Origin of the sequence: Paratractidigestivibacter sp., from assembly GCF_963660155.1 — a bacterium.
Taxonomy (GTDB): domain Bacteria; phylum Actinomycetota; class Coriobacteriia; order Coriobacteriales; family Atopobiaceae; genus Paratractidigestivibacter.
In genome coordinates, this window is record NZ_CAVKWG010000018.1 from 1 (window position 1) to 14,739 (window position 14,739).

Consider the following 14,739-nt stretch of genomic DNA (forward strand, 5'->3'; position numbering starts at 1 on the left):
TGCCGGGCAGGGCGACGGCGTGACTCTCCCTACCCACACGAACTCACGAAGCCTCTTTTTTTGTGCGGCGACACCCCGCCGGGCCACGGCCGACCATATAATAGATTTAACTGTGAATTCCCGCCGTTAGAATCCCAAAATAAACCGCAAACGCACCGCCATCCCGAACCCCCGCGTACTCGTCGCAGCCGTCCTGGCCTGCGCGCTGGCCACCGTCGCCCCTGGCTCACGCGCCCGCGCAAGCCAACGCCGGCAACGTGGTGAGGGGCAGGCCGACCAGCGACGGCATCGCCAAGGACTGCGCGAACGTAAGCGCCCTGAGCGCGGACCTTAAGGATGCCGAAGACAAGAGGAACATCGTGATCGACGTCCTGCGCGACTGGTCGATCACCATGATGACGATCCCCAAATCCAGCACCGCCACGCTCAACCTGAACGGGCACATGCTCAACGGCGGCGACACCACCACCGAGCACCGCGGCACGCTCTACGACAACAAGACCCGCACGCACCACGCCGCGAGCGGCACCACCCAGGAAACCGACAGCTACTACTGGATGTACGACGGCAAGGGCTCCACGATCATGTACGGCGGACTCATCACTGGCGGCGTCAGCGACAGCTCGGACTCCGCGGGCGGCATCTATTAGGCCAAACAAACAGCAGGTGAACAAAGGCGCGGACCGAAAACTCCGGGCTGCGCCTTCTTTGTGCAAAGAAACGCGGCCCCGTTGGTCTAGTTGAGCGGCCCTTGCCAAGAAACGCAGCCCCGTTGGTCCAAATGCCAAGAAATCGCCGCGCGTTGGTCCCATCCAGACCAACGCGCCGCGTTTTCTTGGCAAAAACGGCCGAGCACGCCGCCGCGGCCGACAAATGTAATCCAAGGTAAACTTCAAAGCATTACCGTCACGCCTGAAAATAGCCACAACATGGACGATTTCAACGGCATTGGCATTTCTCGTCACCTCGACTGGCCCCGCGTCTCTCACCTGCTGCGCATTGGCCTTTTTGGTGCGCTCCTCGCGCTGGCGGGAAACCTCATTCTGGGCTGGGGCGTCGAGGACGGGCTGCTGGCCGGGCTTGCGCGGATGCTCCCCGCCTATACCGGAGCCTCCGACGGCGGCCTTCTTGCCGCGGCCCTGCTGGGGCTTTTCGGCACAGCCATCGAGGCCCTGAGCTACTTCGGCACCTACCAGCTGATGGCCGAGCGCGTGCCGCAGCTGTTGCACCGCTACCGCGCGGGCATCTTTGGCTTCATGATATTTGGCGCCTGCGGCTTCCGCGTGCCAGCGTGCGCCCTAGTGTTTCTGGCCAAGCACGGCATAGCCGAGGAGCTCCTGCAACAGTGCGCGACGTACTTCATGCTGCCGGCCTTCGTGCTGTTCTGGGTATTCTTCCTACTGCTAACGGTGACGCAAATCTAGGCCTTCGCCAAGGGGATGACCCCCTACCCCAGGCGGTGCTGGGTGTTCTGCCCACTCGTGGGCATGGCCGCGACGGTGCTGGCAAACGTCTTCGGCAACCAGCCGTGGGCCAACGCAATCTCCTGCGCGTGGGTCAGCGTGGGCAACATCTGGATGTTCGCCGGGTTTCTCGCCGCGATGAGCCTGGCAGGAGCGCCGGCGCAGCTCGACTAGGTGCCCAAACGGGGCATCCCTCCGCTCTCCCCGCACAAAAAACCGGGATGGCGGCAGTTTTTCGCGGATGGCCCAAGTATCCCAGACTTTGCGCTCAACAAAACCGCAGGTAGACGGCTTGCGCAAAAATCGGATACTCGGCCGGCCCGCAGAAAACTGCCGCCATCCCTGTTTTTTGTTCACCGCGGCGCCGTAAAACGACAAAACCCGCCGCGGAGCCTATTTTCTCACGGCGAAACGGAACAAATCCGGCCCCAGCACCTTCACGTTCAGCTGATCGGCGACCTCCTGCAACCACGTCATCTCCGCATCAGCGAGGCGCGTGCCAGCAGCGGCGGCCAGCTCCTCCACCTGATAAGGCTTGCGGCATCCGCAGATCGGCACGATGCCCTTGTTCGCCACAAAACAGACCGCGACCTGCGGAATGGTCATGCCGTGAGCGTCGCCCACCTCCTGCATCGCGGCGAAAAGACGGTCCAGCTTCTTGCGCTTGCCGCCGTAGATAGCCTTCATGATGGCGAACTTCTCGCCCTGCTTCTTCGGCCCCGTCAGGACACCCTCCTCGAGCACCGCCCACGCCCAGAACTGCACGCCGTTCTCCCGGCACCAGGCAAGAAGCCCGTTCGTCTCCCACTCGCGGTCGATGAGGCTGTAGTGGTTCTGCACGCCGAACAGGGGGATGCCCGCCTTGTCCAGAATCGACTTGGCGAGCTCGCATTCCCGCAGGTTGAAATTGGAGACGCCGATGCTTCCGATGACGCCCTCGCGGTGGAGCTCGATGAGCTCCTCCATGTAGAGCGCGATGTCGTTTGGCATGTGAAGCCAGTACACGTCGATGCTCTCACGCCCGAAGTCGGCCAGGTCCTTGCTCACCGAGTCGCGCACCTGCCCTGGCTTGTACCTCGTGAACGGCGTGTACTTGGATGAGATTTTTATCTCCGCGGGACAGCACTCGCCAATGAGCTTCGGTCCCTTGCCAAAGCCGTAATCCCTCGCGGAGTCCACAAAGAGAAGCCCGGACCTCACGGCCGCGCCCATCGCCGCCCTAAGGGTTTCGGTGTCCACAACGCTGCCGCGGATCATCTTCTCGTAAGCGGCGCTCCCCCATGAGTTGGTGCCGATTACCGCGCTTGGGTTGTCCATCTGCCTCACCGCTCCGCTCATTGGTCCGTGTACCGTGCCCCAGTAAGTTAACTAACGCTAATTTACACGTTTGGCACCGGGACCGCCTGCCAGAAAGATCGCTGACGCGCGCGAGCAGGGGCACCGAGAAACACCGTCGAGTTTGTCCAAATGCAAAGAAAGCGCCGCTCCATGGCGCCGAACACTTACGTTGCCCCACCCAATCCCGCGAAGGCGCGCGATCCTCTCCCGCGCCGGCCCGCGAGCCAGGCCCCGAGCGTACTCATTCGCGGACCTCGACGGTGGCGGACTTGGACACCACGACAACACGGTAGCCAAGTCGCTGCAGGTAGAGCTCAATTTTCGACGATGAGACGTTCTTGCCGGTCTCCAGCGCAGAGAGCGTCACGGACAAGAAGCCTAGGCGCTCGGCCATCCGCTTCTGGCTGACGCCGCTTTCCCGCCGCGCCTCCCTCGCAGTCATTACTGCGATTGTGCGGCCCGCGGGAACCAAATACGGCGCAAATCGATAAAAGGGCTCGTCGCCGTGTGGCGCGAGGCCCGTGGCGCAAACGCGCTTCTCGCCGCTACTTCTTCTTGGGGGTCGGCTCGACGATGCCCTCGCGGTCGTAGGTGATGCTGTAGGCCTTCTCCAGGACGCGGATCAGGGCGCGCGTGTCCTCCTCGCCAAGCGTGGAGAGGCTCTCGGCCAGGGTGCCCACGCCCTCGGCGCGCGACTCGGAGGAGTATTTGCGGCCTTCGGGGGTAACGTAGACCAAGACCTTGCGGCCGTCGTTCTTGTCGGCCTCGCGGCGGATGTGGCCCTTGGTCTCCAGCGCGTCCAGGATGCGCGTCATGCGCGAGCGCGTGTAGCCCAGGTTCTTTGCGATGGTGGAGGGCCCCAGGGGCTCCTCGCTGCGACACAGGTACGCCAAAACCGGGCTCTCCCCCATGGAGAGACCGTAAGTACCCGACATGGAACCCTTGGCCAGGGCCTTAGAGTACTTAATCAATTTATTTGCGGCGTCCTCGTAGTTCATAACCCTATGTGCTGCTTGGCCATGAGGCGCTGCTCGGGCCAAGCACAATCAACCTCTTCTACATACCGGGGGCTATCCTATCAAAACACCTGTGCGCGTAACCGTCCGGGCAGGCGCGTCTCCACATTAGTTTGACTTCTTTGCTTCAGCGGCAGCCAGGATGCGCTCGACGTTCTTGGTGGCATTGGTCACGCCGATCTTGAGGGGTACGGCAAAAAGCACTCCTAGGACAAGAAGCACGATGCCCGCGATGCCCGCGGCCAGAGGGCCGCTGCCGTAATAGCCCCACCAGCCAAGAAGAAACCCGACGGCCACGGCGGAGTAGGCAAGGCGCTGCCAGACCTTAATCTTCTGAATGGCGGTGGTCTGCATGCCGGCCTCCTTGATGAGGTCGTCTGCCGTCCAGTTGGAGGTATCGAGTGCCATGAGCTTTTCCGCCTTTCTGGGGCTTCTGGCTTCTTGGATGGTTATGGCCATGCGGGCGCAGGGACATAACCGCTGCGCCCGCACGGGGCTGTGCTACCCACGCATCATAGCTGCGCAGGTCACGTGCATTAGTAGCTCAGGGCCGGATCGAAGAAGCCGACAAGAACGCCGACAAAGGCGATGGCCACAAGGATGAGCATGGTGACAACCGGGGAGAGCTTCTTCTTGGTCATCAGCCACCAGCAGAACACGGTGAAGACCATGGACAGCAGGCCGGGGAAGATGCCGTCAAGCGTGCTCTGGAACGTGGTGCCGCCCGGCAGGGTGAGGTTGGGGCTGCAGCTAATGGAGACCCAGGTGGCGGCAACGGCGCCGATAACTACGGTGCCCACCATCACGATGGAGTCGCGAAGGGCCTGGGCGGTGGGGCCAACCAGGGACTCAACGGCCTTGCCGCCGAGCTCGTAGCCCTTGTCGTAGGCAAACTTCATGCCAAAGAACATCAGCAGGTTCCACACCACGATGTAGAAGATGGCGCCCAACGGGGAGCCGTCGGTGGAAAGGCCCAGGCCGATGCCCAGAAGGATCGGAATCAGGGTGCCGACGACCAGGGAGTCACCAAGGCCGGCAACAGGGCCCATGAGGCCGGCGCGGATGCCGTTGATGGCGTCGGCGTCGATGGCCTCGCCGTTGGCCTTGGCCTCCTCGAGGCCGGCGGTGATGCCGACGACAAGGGCGCCAAGCTGCGGCTCGGTGTTGAAGAAGGCGCTGTAGGTCATCAGCGCGTCCTTCTGCTCCTCGGGCGTGTCGTAGAGCTCCTCGACAAGCGGAAGCATGGAGCAGAGGTAACCGAAGGTCTGCATGTGCTCCTGGGAGAAGCAGGTGAGGTTACCGTAGTACCAGTTGCGGAAGGACTTGCCGAGGGCAGCCTTGGAAAGCTTCTTCTCTGCCATTAGATGTCCTCCTCCTCTTCGTCATCAGAGCCGGCTGCGATCGCGCCTCCGGACACGCGGACCTTGGACAGATCGATCTTCATGGACTCGATCTTGAAGTTGATCAGGGCAAAGAAGCAGCCGATGCCGGCGGCGGCGATGAGGTTGCAGCCCATGACGGCGGACAGGGTGAAGCCAAAGAAGAACGTCAGGAAGTCCGTGGGCTTGGAGATGACCTGCTTGAGCAGGATGGCGATACCGACGGTGGGCAGAAGCGAGCCGACGGTGAACAGGGTCTTCATCGCGATGCCGTCCATGGGCATGTAGACCTTCATGAGGTCGACCATCGTGGCGCCGCCCATGGTGATGATGAAGGTGGGGATGAAGGAGCACAGGATGTGGCCGATCCAGGGCAGGACCATGTCAACCAGGTAGAGCTTGTGCAGGTCGCCCTTCTCGAGCCACTTCCAGCCCAGGCCCTGCCAGACCAGGTTGATGGTGGCGGTGCCGTAGAACAGGACGGTGCCAAGGGTGCCGACGGCAGCGCCGAGCGAGGCGGCAAGACCGGAGGCCTCGGCGGACGCGGGGTCGAGGCCCTGGGAGTTGACCGCGAGAATGGCCAGCGGGATGCCGATGTAGGACACGGCTCGGACGTCAGCAGAGACGGTGCCGCCCGGGGTGACCAGGGCGATGTAAACGAGCTGGATTGCGGCGCCAATCAGAATGCCGGAGCGGATGTCGCCCATGATGATGCCGACCACAAGACCGGCCACCAGCGGGCGGCCGAGCGTGTAGTTGCCGAACGACGTGCCGCCCATACCGGGCATAGATGCCAGGCAGGCGAACAAACCGAGCAGCGCGGCTTGGAACGCATTGATTGTCATACCTTCCTACCTTTCCTTGCCTTCAGGCCGGCGCTTCTCGCCGACCGGATTACCAGATGCTGCGGCGCGCGGGCGCGCATGCGGGCGCGGCGCGTGGGTGCTGGCGAGTACGCTTGCGAGCGTGCCGGCCTAGAAGCCAAACTGGCCGCGGAACTTGGGCCACTCGCCGATGGACTTCTCCTTGACCAGGGCAAACTCAACGGTGTAGCCGGCATTGGTGATGTCCTCGAAGGCCTGTGCCTCCTCCTGGGTGATGGACTGGTTGTTGCCCAGCTTGGTGGTGCCGGGGCGGTCGTTGCAGGGGCCCACGATGACGCGGTTCACGCCGGGCTTGAAGCCCATGTCAACGAGGATCTTCTTCATGTCCAGCGGGTTCTTGGTGATGAGGAAGTAGTTGTCCTTGGAGTTGAGGACCTTCTCCTGGACCTCCTGGAAGTGCTCGAAGGTCCACACGAAAGTCTTCTTGGTGGAGGCGGACTTGTAGGCCTGCTTGAGCACGGGGTTGGAGGCCGCGGCGTCGTTGACGGCAATCAGGCCGTCGCAGGGGTACTCGATGGACCAGCGGGTCACGGTCTGGCCGTGGATCATGCGGTCGTCGATACGGATGAACGAAATCATTTCTCACTCCTTTGTTTGAGTGTTAACGGGCTTTTGTGTGGTGCGGGGCGCAGGGCGGTTGCGACCGCGTGGCGGCCTAGATGTCGTCCTCGTCGTCGTCCGCAGAGGTCTCGATGACGTACTCCATGATGCCGGCGCGGGCCTCCTCGCCCAGGCTTGCCTGCAGCGAGGCCATGTCGGTGGTCTGCAATTCCATCACGGCGGCCATGGCCATGGGCAGGTTCATGCCGGTGAAGGCGATGGTGGAGCCGAGCAGGCCCTTCTCGGACAGGACATTGAGCGCGCAGGTCAGAGGCGAGCCGCCGATGATGTCGGCCAGGACCACGACCTCGTCGGTTGCGGCTACGTTGGCCAGGGTGTCCTTGACGTTTTGGGCGTAGACGTCGGCCCCCATGCCGTCCTCGAGACTGACGGACAAGACGTCGTCGCGGTCGCCCATGAGCATCTTAACGACGCTATGAAGACCGGGGGCAAAGGTGCCGTGGCTGACGAGGAGCAGATAGCGCATGTCTGGTGTCCCTTCTCGCGTGTGTGCGGCCTCGCATTACGAGCGCCGCGATTTCGCGAGTAATTGTTAGTATCAACTACTTTTTGCGGACCTGAATTGTTGTCAGTGGCAACAAAATACCGGCGAGCGGTAGTTGACACTGACAACCATTTGCTGGCTGGCATGCGTTATTGAATTTGTTGAAGTGGTTTACGTGAGGCGTTATATTTCTTCCTACTTGTGATTGACTTTTCTGAATACAACGCCCGTCGATTATTGTTTCGTATTGATTTGATTGCGCGGCGGTCACATCTATAGTTTGGCTAGCCGATTTGCAAGGGGGGTCCCAGATGTTCCAGGAAGAGCGTCGCCAGGCCATCGTCGAGCTTCTCGACGCGCACGGTCGCGTGTCCGTACGCGAGCTGACCGCCAGCTTTGGCGTGACGGAGGACTGCATCCGCAAGGACCTGAAGGCCCTCTCGCTGACGGGGGTGTGCAAGCGCGTCTATGGCGGGGCCACCAAGGCCGAGAGCAAGGTCGAGCTTGCCGTCACGGACCGCATTGGCGTCTATGCCAGTGAGAAGCGCGTCATCGCCAGAAAGGCTGTGAAGCTGATCGAGCCGGAGATGTCGGTGTTTCTCGACATCTCAACCACCAACCTTGAGATTGCGCGCTGCATTGCACAAGCCGAGATCAGGTGCAACGTAGTGAGCACAATGATCGGCGTGCTGACGATTCTTGCGGCAAGCCCCTCGGTCACAGCACTGTGCCCCGGCGGCGTGCTGCGGCCGAGCCTTGACGGCTTTGTGGGCGGGCAGTGCGTGAAGGCGATGAGCAACTACCGCTTTGACCTGAGCTTCATGGGCTGCTACGGCGTGGACGCGGCATCGGCCGATGTCACCACGCACGCGCTTGAGGACGGCATTGTCAAGGAGGCGGCGGTTGCACGGACGCGGCGCAACTATATTGTTGCCGAGTCGCGCAAGCTGCACAGCTACGGCTCGTATTGCTACGGGCGCTTTGAGGACTTTGAGGCGCTGATCTGCGACGGCGGCGACGTTGAGGGTATCGCGCAGGTGCGCCGCGCGGGCCTTGTGGTGCTGTAGCGCGGCGCCGGCCGATTAGTGCGAAAGTCTAGCCATGTCATAACCGACAAAACCGCACTTCGGGCACGGAAGCCCATCGTCCCAGCGGATACGTGCGCCTTTCACCACCCCACCGCCCGAGACCCCCTCGAGAAGGTCGTCGCTCGGCTGATCGGGGACCTGCGGGTCGTTCTTCACGGGACTCAACAGGCGCCTCTCCAACGTCGCCTCAAAGGCGTTGGGCCATCGCGTCACCGTGACGTACGAGAAGGGCCTGGTCGCGTTGAAGAAGGATGGCAACGTCGCGAATCAAATCGTTGTGCCCTATCCGCAATTCGAGAATGCCTCGCACGACAGCGACAGGATCGACTTTGCCATTGTCGACCAGATACTTCGCGGCAAGGCATATTCAGGTGGAAGATATCGATATCTCCGGAGATCTCGGCGAGAAGGTCGCCCTTCTCGGCATCGGATTCAAAATCATCAAGGAGAGAAGAACATGGCCCGCATTTTGCGCACTCGCCCCTCCCGGCACCGAAATCCCGCTCGAGCTTTCGTCCGTAGAGCAGCAACTCGTTGAGCTCAAGGGACTTGGTCTTGCCCGTCGAGCCAATCAGAGGCAGCGGCTCGATTACATGCGAGAAGCCCTGCGAAAACGAGCCGTCGGGATTGTCGGGGTTATCGGGGACCATGAGCTTGAGGGCCGCCGCCATATCACGACCGTCTTATGCTCGCCGGTGCGAACGTTTCTCGCCACAAGGCGATAGGCCTCCGCCGCATCAAACGAAACGCTGGTCAGAAGGTCAATTCCAACTTTGATCACATGCCTCGAGGCGTCAGCGAGCTCGATGTCGGCAAACACGCGGGCGCGGTTGGACACGGCCCTCCCGCTCGAGTCCTCGACGCATGCCTCGTACTCGGCGGGCAGCACCTTGCCGGAGGCCGCCTCATCCTGGAGCAGCTCCACGTTGAAGCTGAGGTTGGCCACGACGCCCGGCAGCGAGGCGGCGGTCGAGGGCGGCTTGCGTATATCACGTATATGTGAGGTTACGAGCCACACCTCACCGCACGCAAACAAAGAGAGGAGACCGTTTCCGGCCCCCTCTGGCAGTGCATCTTTTTATTCCCACTCAATAAACAAAACCGCAGGTGGTGAGGCCTATCGAGAAGAGCGCGGGGCTTGTTGCCTGCGAGGAGCTCACCCCGCGCGCCGTGGCCAGGACGAGGTCGCGGCCACCCGGGTAGTCGCCTGGACCATCTTGCGGAGGGACTGCTTGTGCAGCTCTTTCTGAAGGCGCGTGCCAGCGGAATACCGCGTACAGCGGATTTTAGAAGCAATATTTCAATCCTTTTTGTATAATTCCACCTGTAATGGGATTATACAAAAAGGAGCTAGGATTGAGCAGCTTCAAATCATATCTAAAGGATGAGCTGGGACTATCCATCACCAGCAGAAAGTGGCGAGGGGCAGACAGCCTGCCGCTGTTTCTATCCAAGGTGGCAAGCTATCTTCTGTGCTCCTGCAACGGAGCGAAATTCATCGCGGCCGAAGTAAAGCAGGAAGCATCCCTCCCCGAGCTCAAGAGGATCGCGTCCCAGGTGTCGGCACGGTCAGACATGCAGGTCGCAATCGTCGCGCAGATCGATGCGCGGCAGCGCAAAGCGCTCGTCTCCCAGCGGATACCCTTCGTTGTGCCCGGCAGACAGGCGTTCCTACCAATGCTCGGCTTCGCAGCAACCGCAAAGCAAGACCCGGCTCCGCTCACAAAGACCCTCGCCCCCAGCACTCAGGCGGTCCTGGTCGCCCTAATCGCAAACCCGGCAATCCGCTCGTCCGAAGACCTCATGAGGACAACCAGCATACCCGCGTCCAGCGTCTCTCGAGCGCTCGAAGACCTCGCGCGCAGGGGCCTGGTCGAGAAGTCAAAAGAAGGGCGCGAGGTGATCATCGACCGCGATGTTAACAAGAATGCCCTCGTAAAAAGCGCAAAGGGCTGCTTGCGAATGCCTGTTGTGCGAATCATCTATGCAAGAAAGAACGCCCAAACGAGCCTGCTTCCCCTGGCGGGAGAGAGCGCGCTTGCAAGCCGCAGCATGCTCGCGCCTCCCAAAATGGAGCAGCGCGCAGCGTCGAGAAACGCCTTCATCACCCGCTCTCTCGATGAGGTCCAGTTGGGCGAGTTGCTCGATACGGAAACCGTCGAGATACAGATCTGGTCCTACAACCCGCTCGTGGCCGGAGGGAGCACAGTTGATGACGTCTCCCTCGCGCTGTCGCTCGTCCAAGACGAGGACGAGCGCGTAATCAGCCAGCTAAACACGCTGTTTGAGGAGGAGCTATGGCAATAAGCGAGGTATATGGGCTGGATCGCTTCTCTGAATACATGAAGGGCCTCGAGGACTGCTATGCAGTCATCGGCGGCACGGCATGCGACATCATCCTGAGCGACGCAGACCTCAACTTCAGAGCCACGAAGGACATAGACGTCATTCTGCTCGTTGAGAACAGGCTGCCCGAAGCAGCCGCTGCGGTATGGAAACTCATAAAGGAAGGCAACTACGACTGCGGTTGGAGAAGCTCGGAGGACGTCCATTTCTACCGCTTCACCAATCCGAGCGCCCCTGGTTTCCCGAGCATGATCGAGCTGTTCAGCAAAGCCCCGTCATTCATCGAAGAGCCGGAGGGGCTGGCCATCGTGCCGCTGCCCGCGGGAGACGAGATATCGAGCCTGTCCGCCATCCTGCTCGACGACGACTACTACGCCTACATGAAATCCGGCCGCAAAACAGTCGATGGAGTCGCAGTACTCGACGAAGTTCACCTCGTGCCATTCAAGGCAAAGGCGTTCCTCGATCTTTCGAGGCGTAGGGCCGCTGGCGAAAAGGTGGATTCAAGTGACGTAAAGAAACACAAGAAGGATGTCTTTAGACTTGCTCAGCTCTTCACCCCAAGCACGTCGTCCGCTCTGCCCGCCTCGATCCGTGCCGACATGGCCGAGTTCTGTGAGAAGGTGCTCACAGAGGGCGTGCCCCTCAAGCAGATGCGCATTCCCCTGACGCTCGACGAGGGCGTCGAGCTGCTCAGACATGTATACGGCCTATAGGGAAAGCCCGTTCGCGTCCGACCGCAAACCGCACGGGCGCGGCGGCGCGGCGGCGGGCCTCCCCGCATCCGGCTAGCCGGTCATCGAACGGCCCGCCTCCCCGGAAAACGCCTCGGTAAAAAATTGCCGGGGGACTTCCCCCGGCACTTGGAGGTAGCCATTAGGCCACCGACCTCTGCGGCTCGCCGAGCGTGCGGCTGCGCGCATTTTTGCACGTGCTACCCGCGACAAATGTGCGCAGACGCACGCTCGGGCCGCAGGGGCACCCCGGCGACGGCCAAGCGCGTCGTGGCGCTTCTCGAGGGGACGCTCCTTCGGTTGATACAGCTGTTGCATGTGTTACACTTGTAACACGTTAAGGAACCGAGAGACGGGGGTGGCAGGCTTGGACTACCGGAAGGCCGCGAACGAGGGCGTGCGCAGCAGCATCACGGATGCCCTCGTGGACCTGCTCGAGGAGAAGCCGCTCGACCAGATTGGCGTGACCGAGGTGGCGTCGAAGGCGGGCGTGAGCCGCGTGAGCTTCTACCGCAACTTCGAGTCTCTCGACGACATCGTGGTCGCGCACATGGCGTCCGTAGCGGAGCGCGTGTGGGAGGAGTTCCCGCCGACTAGCGCGCAGGGCGAGTTCCGCAACCTGGTGCGCACGTTCGTGGCGCTGAGGCCGATAGCGCAGAGCCTGCACACCGCGAACCGTGACGCGCTGGTGTACCGGCTCGTGATGTCGGCAATCACAGGCAGCTGTAGCCGTGGGGGGCGCGGTCCCTACGGCGAGGCCGTCGTTGCAGGGGCGGTGTTCGGAATCTATGCGCAATGGGTGGCCGACGGGTGCGCGGCGACGGAGAACGAGCTCTACGCCGAGTCGGCAGCCGCCTTTTCCGCGCTGCAGGCAGACCCCGCCCTATAGAACGCTTCGAGCGCACCGGAACAGAAAACAAGGAACGGACGGAGGAACGGGCATGGAGAGCTTCAAGGAGAAGTACGGCGAGTGGGCGCTCGTGGTTGGCGCGTCGACGGGGCTGGGCGCGGCGTGGGCCGAGGAGTGCGCCAGGCGCGGCAGCAACGTCGTCATCTGCGCGAGGCGCCTCGAGAAGCTGCAGGAGGTGAGCGCGTCGCTGCGCGAGAGGTACGGCATCCAGACCAAGGAGTTCGTGGTGGATATCTCCCACGAGGACGCCGCCCAGACCATCGTCGACAACATCGAGGGGCTGGACATCGGCGTGTGCGTGTACAACGCAGCCATCGAGCACGTGGGCTTCTTCATCAAGGTGGCCGAGGAGCGCCACAAAGAGCAGCTCGTCGGCAACGCGCAGGTGCCCATGGAGCTCTGCTGGCATCTCTGCCGCGACATGGCGCGCAAGCACCGGGGGCTCATCCTGCTGTGCTCGAGCATGGCGGGCACCGTGGGCTGCGGAAACAACGCCGTGTACGGCGGCGTGAAGTCCTTCGAGCTCATCCTGGCCAAGGGCCTCTGGTACGAGATGCGCAAGTACGGCGTGGACGTGGCGGGCGTCACCGTGGGGGCCATCGCCACCCCCGAGTTCGCGCGCGTGCAGGAGGAGCAGGCCAAGGCCGCCGCCGAGCGCGGCGAGAAGTACAAGCCCGCCAAGGCCACGACGCCCGCCGACGCCGCCGCCTACGTGATGGAGCGCGCCGGCAAGGGGCCGCACCTCTTCACGAGCAGGGGCGACGCGACGCTCGACAAGCTCATGCACATCCTGCCGCTGAAGACCGCCGTCACGATGATGGGCGGTGCCATGGACAAGAACTTCAGCCAGGGCTACGACCTTCTCGACGACGAGTTCACGGAGATTGCGCGGCAGCGCGGAAAGGGAGCCAGATGAAACGCATAGCGATGATCGCGCTCGGGACGGTGGCGGTCTTGGGGGTCGGGGCGTTCGCGGCGTTCAAGCTGTTCGGCAACCAGATCGTGTGGAACATGATGTGGGGCAAGTACGAGAAGCAGGAACAGGCGGAGTGCATCCACCTTGCCGCCGGCGCGGGGCATGGCGGCGAGGTCGCCGTATACGACGCGCTGGGCGGCAGGCGCGTGGACGCGTACGTGAACACGCACCGCGCCATCTACCTGCCCCAGGCCGAGAACGGCTCCATAACGTCGCAGCAGCTCGCGGAGCGCCTGGACGGCGAGGTGAGCTTCTCCGAGAGCGGCGCGCTCCTCACTGCGGACGGAAAACCGGGCATCGCAGGCGCGAAGGCGACGTACTGCGACCGCGACTACGACGTCGTGTTCGTCGACCTGCCGTTCTATTCCGAGCAAGGCGATCGAGCCTTCGAGGCGGGCGGCATCCTCACGGGCGACCTCGTCGTTGAGGGCCACCGTGCGCTCGCCGCCAACCTGCTGGTGACGGGGACCGTGCACGTTGGCAAAGGCGCCCAGCTCGACGTGGTCGACGGCGTCACGCTCACCGCCGCAAACATGGACGTCGAGGGCGTGCTCCAAGGCTACGCGACGGGCAACCTGCACATGGGCGACGGAGGAAGCTTCAACGGCGAGCTCCTGCTGGGCGACGTCACCGCCTCGGGATCCGTCACGCTGGAGGGCATGCTCATCGGCGACAGGTTCACGGCGGAGGACGGGTCGACGGTGCTCATGAAGGAGTTCGGCGGACTGTTCACGGCGGCAGACCTGGGCGAGAATGTCACGCTGCGCTTCGAGGACGGCGAGCCGCTGTTCTTGGAGCCCGACTGGAACAAGTGGATCGTCGACACGGGCGAGAACATGAGCACCGGCCCCGCGGTGACCGGCGAGAACACGACGGGCGGAAGCTGGTACCTGAGCAACGCCTGCACCCCCACGGACATCCTGGGGCAGGAGTGGTCCGAGCCGCTCACCGGGTCCGGCGTGCTTCGCTGCGACATAGGCGGGCTGGGCTACGTGAAGAACGAGAGCGACCTGAGGATCGAGGTCGTGGGAGAATCCGAGCACAACTTCGCCATGATGGTGATGAACCGCAACCCCATCACGCACGTGAGCGGAAACATCGAGGTGTACGTGAACGAGGGCTACGCCTGCCCGGATGCCGACAAGGCGGCCGTGGGCGTCGGCAAGCTGGAGGCCGACCCCGAGCGAGACGGCGAGTACGTCGTGGACGCCACAGTCGACGCCGGCTACGAGTTCGAGTCGTCCGAGGAGCTCGCCGTCAAGGCCGTGATGGGCTCGACGCTCAAGAAGGCCTCGTCCGAGGTGTCCGCCTACGGCTGGAAGATAGCGCACGACGGCGACACATACACCTTCTACGGCTACACCGGCGAGGAGACCAACCACTGGACGGGGCCCACGGGCACCGAGGCCTGCATCGTGCGGGTGAGGGTCGTGCCGAAGGCCGACTAGCATCTAGGGCTATTCGGTTGCTCCAGCGCCGGAACAACCGAATAGCCACCTT

The 14,739-nt window shown here is 62.5% G+C and carries 16 protein-coding genes and 1 pseudogene; 8 read left to right on the forward strand and 9 right to left on the reverse strand.

Annotation, left to right across the window (positions count from 1 at the left end):
- Positions 1–257: 257 nt before the first annotated feature.
- The gene (locus U5709_RS03775; protein WP_321972820.1) at positions 258–650 is read left to right on the forward strand and encodes a hypothetical protein; all 393 of its coding nucleotides are present in this window, start codon (positions 258–260) and stop codon (positions 648–650) included.
- A 279-nt stretch (positions 651–929) separates the two neighbouring features.
- Positions 930–1,637 (forward strand): annotated as a pseudogene (locus tag U5709_RS03780) (DUF6796 family protein).
- Positions 1,638–1,856: 219 nt separating this feature from the next.
- Here U5709_RS03780 and U5709_RS03785 read toward each other — a convergent pair.
- From U5709_RS03785 to U5709_RS03820, 8 genes are all read right to left on the reverse strand, one after another.
- Positions 1,857–2,780, reverse strand: coding sequence for an aldo/keto reductase (locus U5709_RS03785; protein WP_321970997.1), 924 nt, complete (start codon positions 2,778–2,780; stop codon positions 1,857–1,859).
- Between the two features lie 262 nt (positions 2,781–3,042).
- Positions 3,043–3,243 (reverse strand): helix-turn-helix domain-containing protein, encoded by a 201-nt coding sequence (locus U5709_RS03790; RefSeq protein WP_321970996.1) that lies wholly within the window; start codon positions 3,241–3,243, stop codon positions 3,043–3,045.
- Positions 3,244–3,346: 103 nt separating this feature from the next.
- Positions 3,347–3,799, reverse strand: a complete 453-nt coding sequence (locus U5709_RS03795) for a MarR family transcriptional regulator (protein ID WP_321970995.1) — start codon at positions 3,797–3,799, stop codon at positions 3,347–3,349.
- A 126-nt stretch (positions 3,800–3,925) separates the two neighbouring features.
- Positions 3,926–4,225 (reverse strand): hypothetical protein, encoded by a 300-nt coding sequence (locus U5709_RS03800; RefSeq protein ID WP_321970994.1) that lies wholly within the window; start codon positions 4,223–4,225, stop codon positions 3,926–3,928.
- Positions 4,226–4,353: 128 nt separating this feature from the next.
- Entirely contained in the window at positions 4,354–5,178 is an 825-nt protein-coding gene (locus U5709_RS03805; RefSeq protein WP_321970993.1) for a PTS system mannose/fructose/sorbose family transporter subunit IID, read from the reverse strand.
- Complete coding sequence (locus U5709_RS03810) at positions 5,178–6,041, reverse strand: PTS sugar transporter subunit IIC (RefSeq protein ID WP_321970992.1); 864 nt, start codon at positions 6,039–6,041, stop codon at positions 5,178–5,180. The genes U5709_RS03805 and U5709_RS03810 overlap by 1 nt, the downstream gene beginning before the upstream one ends.
- A gap of 129 nt (positions 6,042–6,170) precedes the next feature.
- Positions 6,171–6,659, reverse strand: a complete 489-nt coding sequence (locus U5709_RS03815) for a PTS sugar transporter subunit IIB (protein WP_321970991.1) — start codon at positions 6,657–6,659, stop codon at positions 6,171–6,173.
- Positions 6,660–6,735: 76 nt separating this feature from the next.
- Entirely contained in the window at positions 6,736–7,167 is a 432-nt protein-coding gene (locus U5709_RS03820) for a PTS fructose transporter subunit IIA (RefSeq protein WP_321972821.1), read from the reverse strand.
- Positions 7,168–7,496: 329 nt separating this feature from the next.
- Between U5709_RS03820 and U5709_RS03825 the strand changes: the two genes are divergently transcribed.
- Positions 7,497–8,252 carry a DeoR/GlpR family DNA-binding transcription regulator gene (locus U5709_RS03825; RefSeq protein ID WP_321970989.1) on the forward strand — a complete coding sequence of 252 codons (756 nt, stop codon included), beginning with the start codon at positions 7,497–7,499 and terminating at the stop codon, positions 8,250–8,252.
- Between the two features lie 610 nt (positions 8,253–8,862).
- On the opposite strand, the gene U5709_RS03830 is transcribed toward U5709_RS03825, so the two are convergent.
- Complete coding sequence (locus tag U5709_RS03830) at positions 8,863–9,291, reverse strand: hypothetical protein (protein WP_321972822.1); 429 nt, start codon at positions 9,289–9,291, stop codon at positions 8,863–8,865.
- A gap of 338 nt (positions 9,292–9,629) precedes the next feature.
- Here U5709_RS03830 and U5709_RS03835 point away from each other — a divergent pair, with 338 nt between their 5' ends.
- The 5 genes from U5709_RS03835 (at position 9,630) to U5709_RS03855 (ending at position 14,687) form a co-directional block, all read left to right on the forward strand.
- Positions 9,630–10,580, forward strand: a complete 951-nt coding sequence (locus tag U5709_RS03835; protein ID WP_321972823.1) for a helix-turn-helix transcriptional regulator — start codon at positions 9,630–9,632, stop codon at positions 10,578–10,580.
- A complete protein-coding gene (locus U5709_RS03840) occupies positions 10,571–11,335 on the forward strand; it encodes a hypothetical protein (RefSeq protein ID WP_321972824.1) in 765 nt (254 codons plus the stop codon). Before U5709_RS03835 ends, U5709_RS03840 begins: the two co-directional genes overlap by 10 nt.
- 385 nt (positions 11,336–11,720) lie before the next feature.
- The gene (locus U5709_RS03845) at positions 11,721–12,242 is read left to right on the forward strand and encodes a TetR/AcrR family transcriptional regulator (protein ID WP_321972825.1); all 522 of its coding nucleotides are present in this window, start codon (positions 11,721–11,723) and stop codon (positions 12,240–12,242) included.
- A 52-nt stretch (positions 12,243–12,294) separates the two neighbouring features.
- Positions 12,295–13,179 (forward strand): SDR family NAD(P)-dependent oxidoreductase, encoded by an 885-nt coding sequence (locus U5709_RS03850; protein ID WP_321972826.1) that lies wholly within the window; start codon positions 12,295–12,297, stop codon positions 13,177–13,179.
- The gene (locus tag U5709_RS03855) at positions 13,176–14,687 is read left to right on the forward strand and encodes a hypothetical protein (RefSeq protein WP_321972827.1); all 1,512 of its coding nucleotides are present in this window, start codon (positions 13,176–13,178) and stop codon (positions 14,685–14,687) included. The genes U5709_RS03850 and U5709_RS03855 overlap by 4 nt, the downstream gene beginning before the upstream one ends.
- Positions 14,688–14,739: the final 52 nt, after the last annotated feature.

Excerpts from the sequence above, each read along its gene's own strand:
- U5709_RS03785 (WP_321970997.1), bottom strand. The coding sequence starts at position 2,780 with ATGGACAACCCAAGCGCGGTAATCGGCACCAACTCATGGGGGAGCGCC.
- U5709_RS03790 (WP_321970996.1), bottom strand. The coding sequence starts at position 3,243 with ATGACTGCGAGGGAGGCGCGGCGGGAAAGCGGCGTCAGCCAGAAGCGG.
- U5709_RS03795 (WP_321970995.1), bottom strand. The coding sequence starts at position 3,799 with ATGAACTACGAGGACGCCGCAAATAAATTGATTAAGTACTCTAAGGCC.
- U5709_RS03800 (WP_321970994.1), bottom strand. The coding sequence starts at position 4,225 with ATGGCACTCGATACCTCCAACTGGACGGCAGACGACCTCATCAAGGAG.
- U5709_RS03805 (WP_321970993.1), bottom strand. The coding sequence starts at position 5,178 with ATGGCAGAGAAGAAGCTTTCCAAGGCTGCCCTCGGCAAGTCCTTCCGC.
- U5709_RS03810 (WP_321970992.1), bottom strand. The coding sequence starts at position 6,041 with ATGACAATCAATGCGTTCCAAGCCGCGCTGCTCGGTTTGTTCGCCTGC.
- U5709_RS03815 (WP_321970991.1), bottom strand. The coding sequence starts at position 6,659 with ATGATTTCGTTCATCCGTATCGACGACCGCATGATCCACGGCCAGACC.
- U5709_RS03820 (WP_321972821.1), bottom strand. The coding sequence starts at position 7,167 with ATGCGCTATCTGCTCCTCGTCAGCCACGGCACCTTTGCCCCCGGTCTT.
- U5709_RS03825 (WP_321970989.1), top strand. The coding sequence starts at position 7,497 with ATGTTCCAGGAAGAGCGTCGCCAGGCCATCGTCGAGCTTCTCGACGCG.
- U5709_RS03840 (WP_321972824.1), top strand. The coding sequence starts at position 10,571 with ATGGCAATAAGCGAGGTATATGGGCTGGATCGCTTCTCTGAATACATG.
- U5709_RS03850 (WP_321972826.1), top strand. The coding sequence starts at position 12,295 with ATGGAGAGCTTCAAGGAGAAGTACGGCGAGTGGGCGCTCGTGGTTGGC.
- U5709_RS03855 (WP_321972827.1), top strand. The coding sequence starts at position 13,176 with ATGAAACGCATAGCGATGATCGCGCTCGGGACGGTGGCGGTCTTGGGG.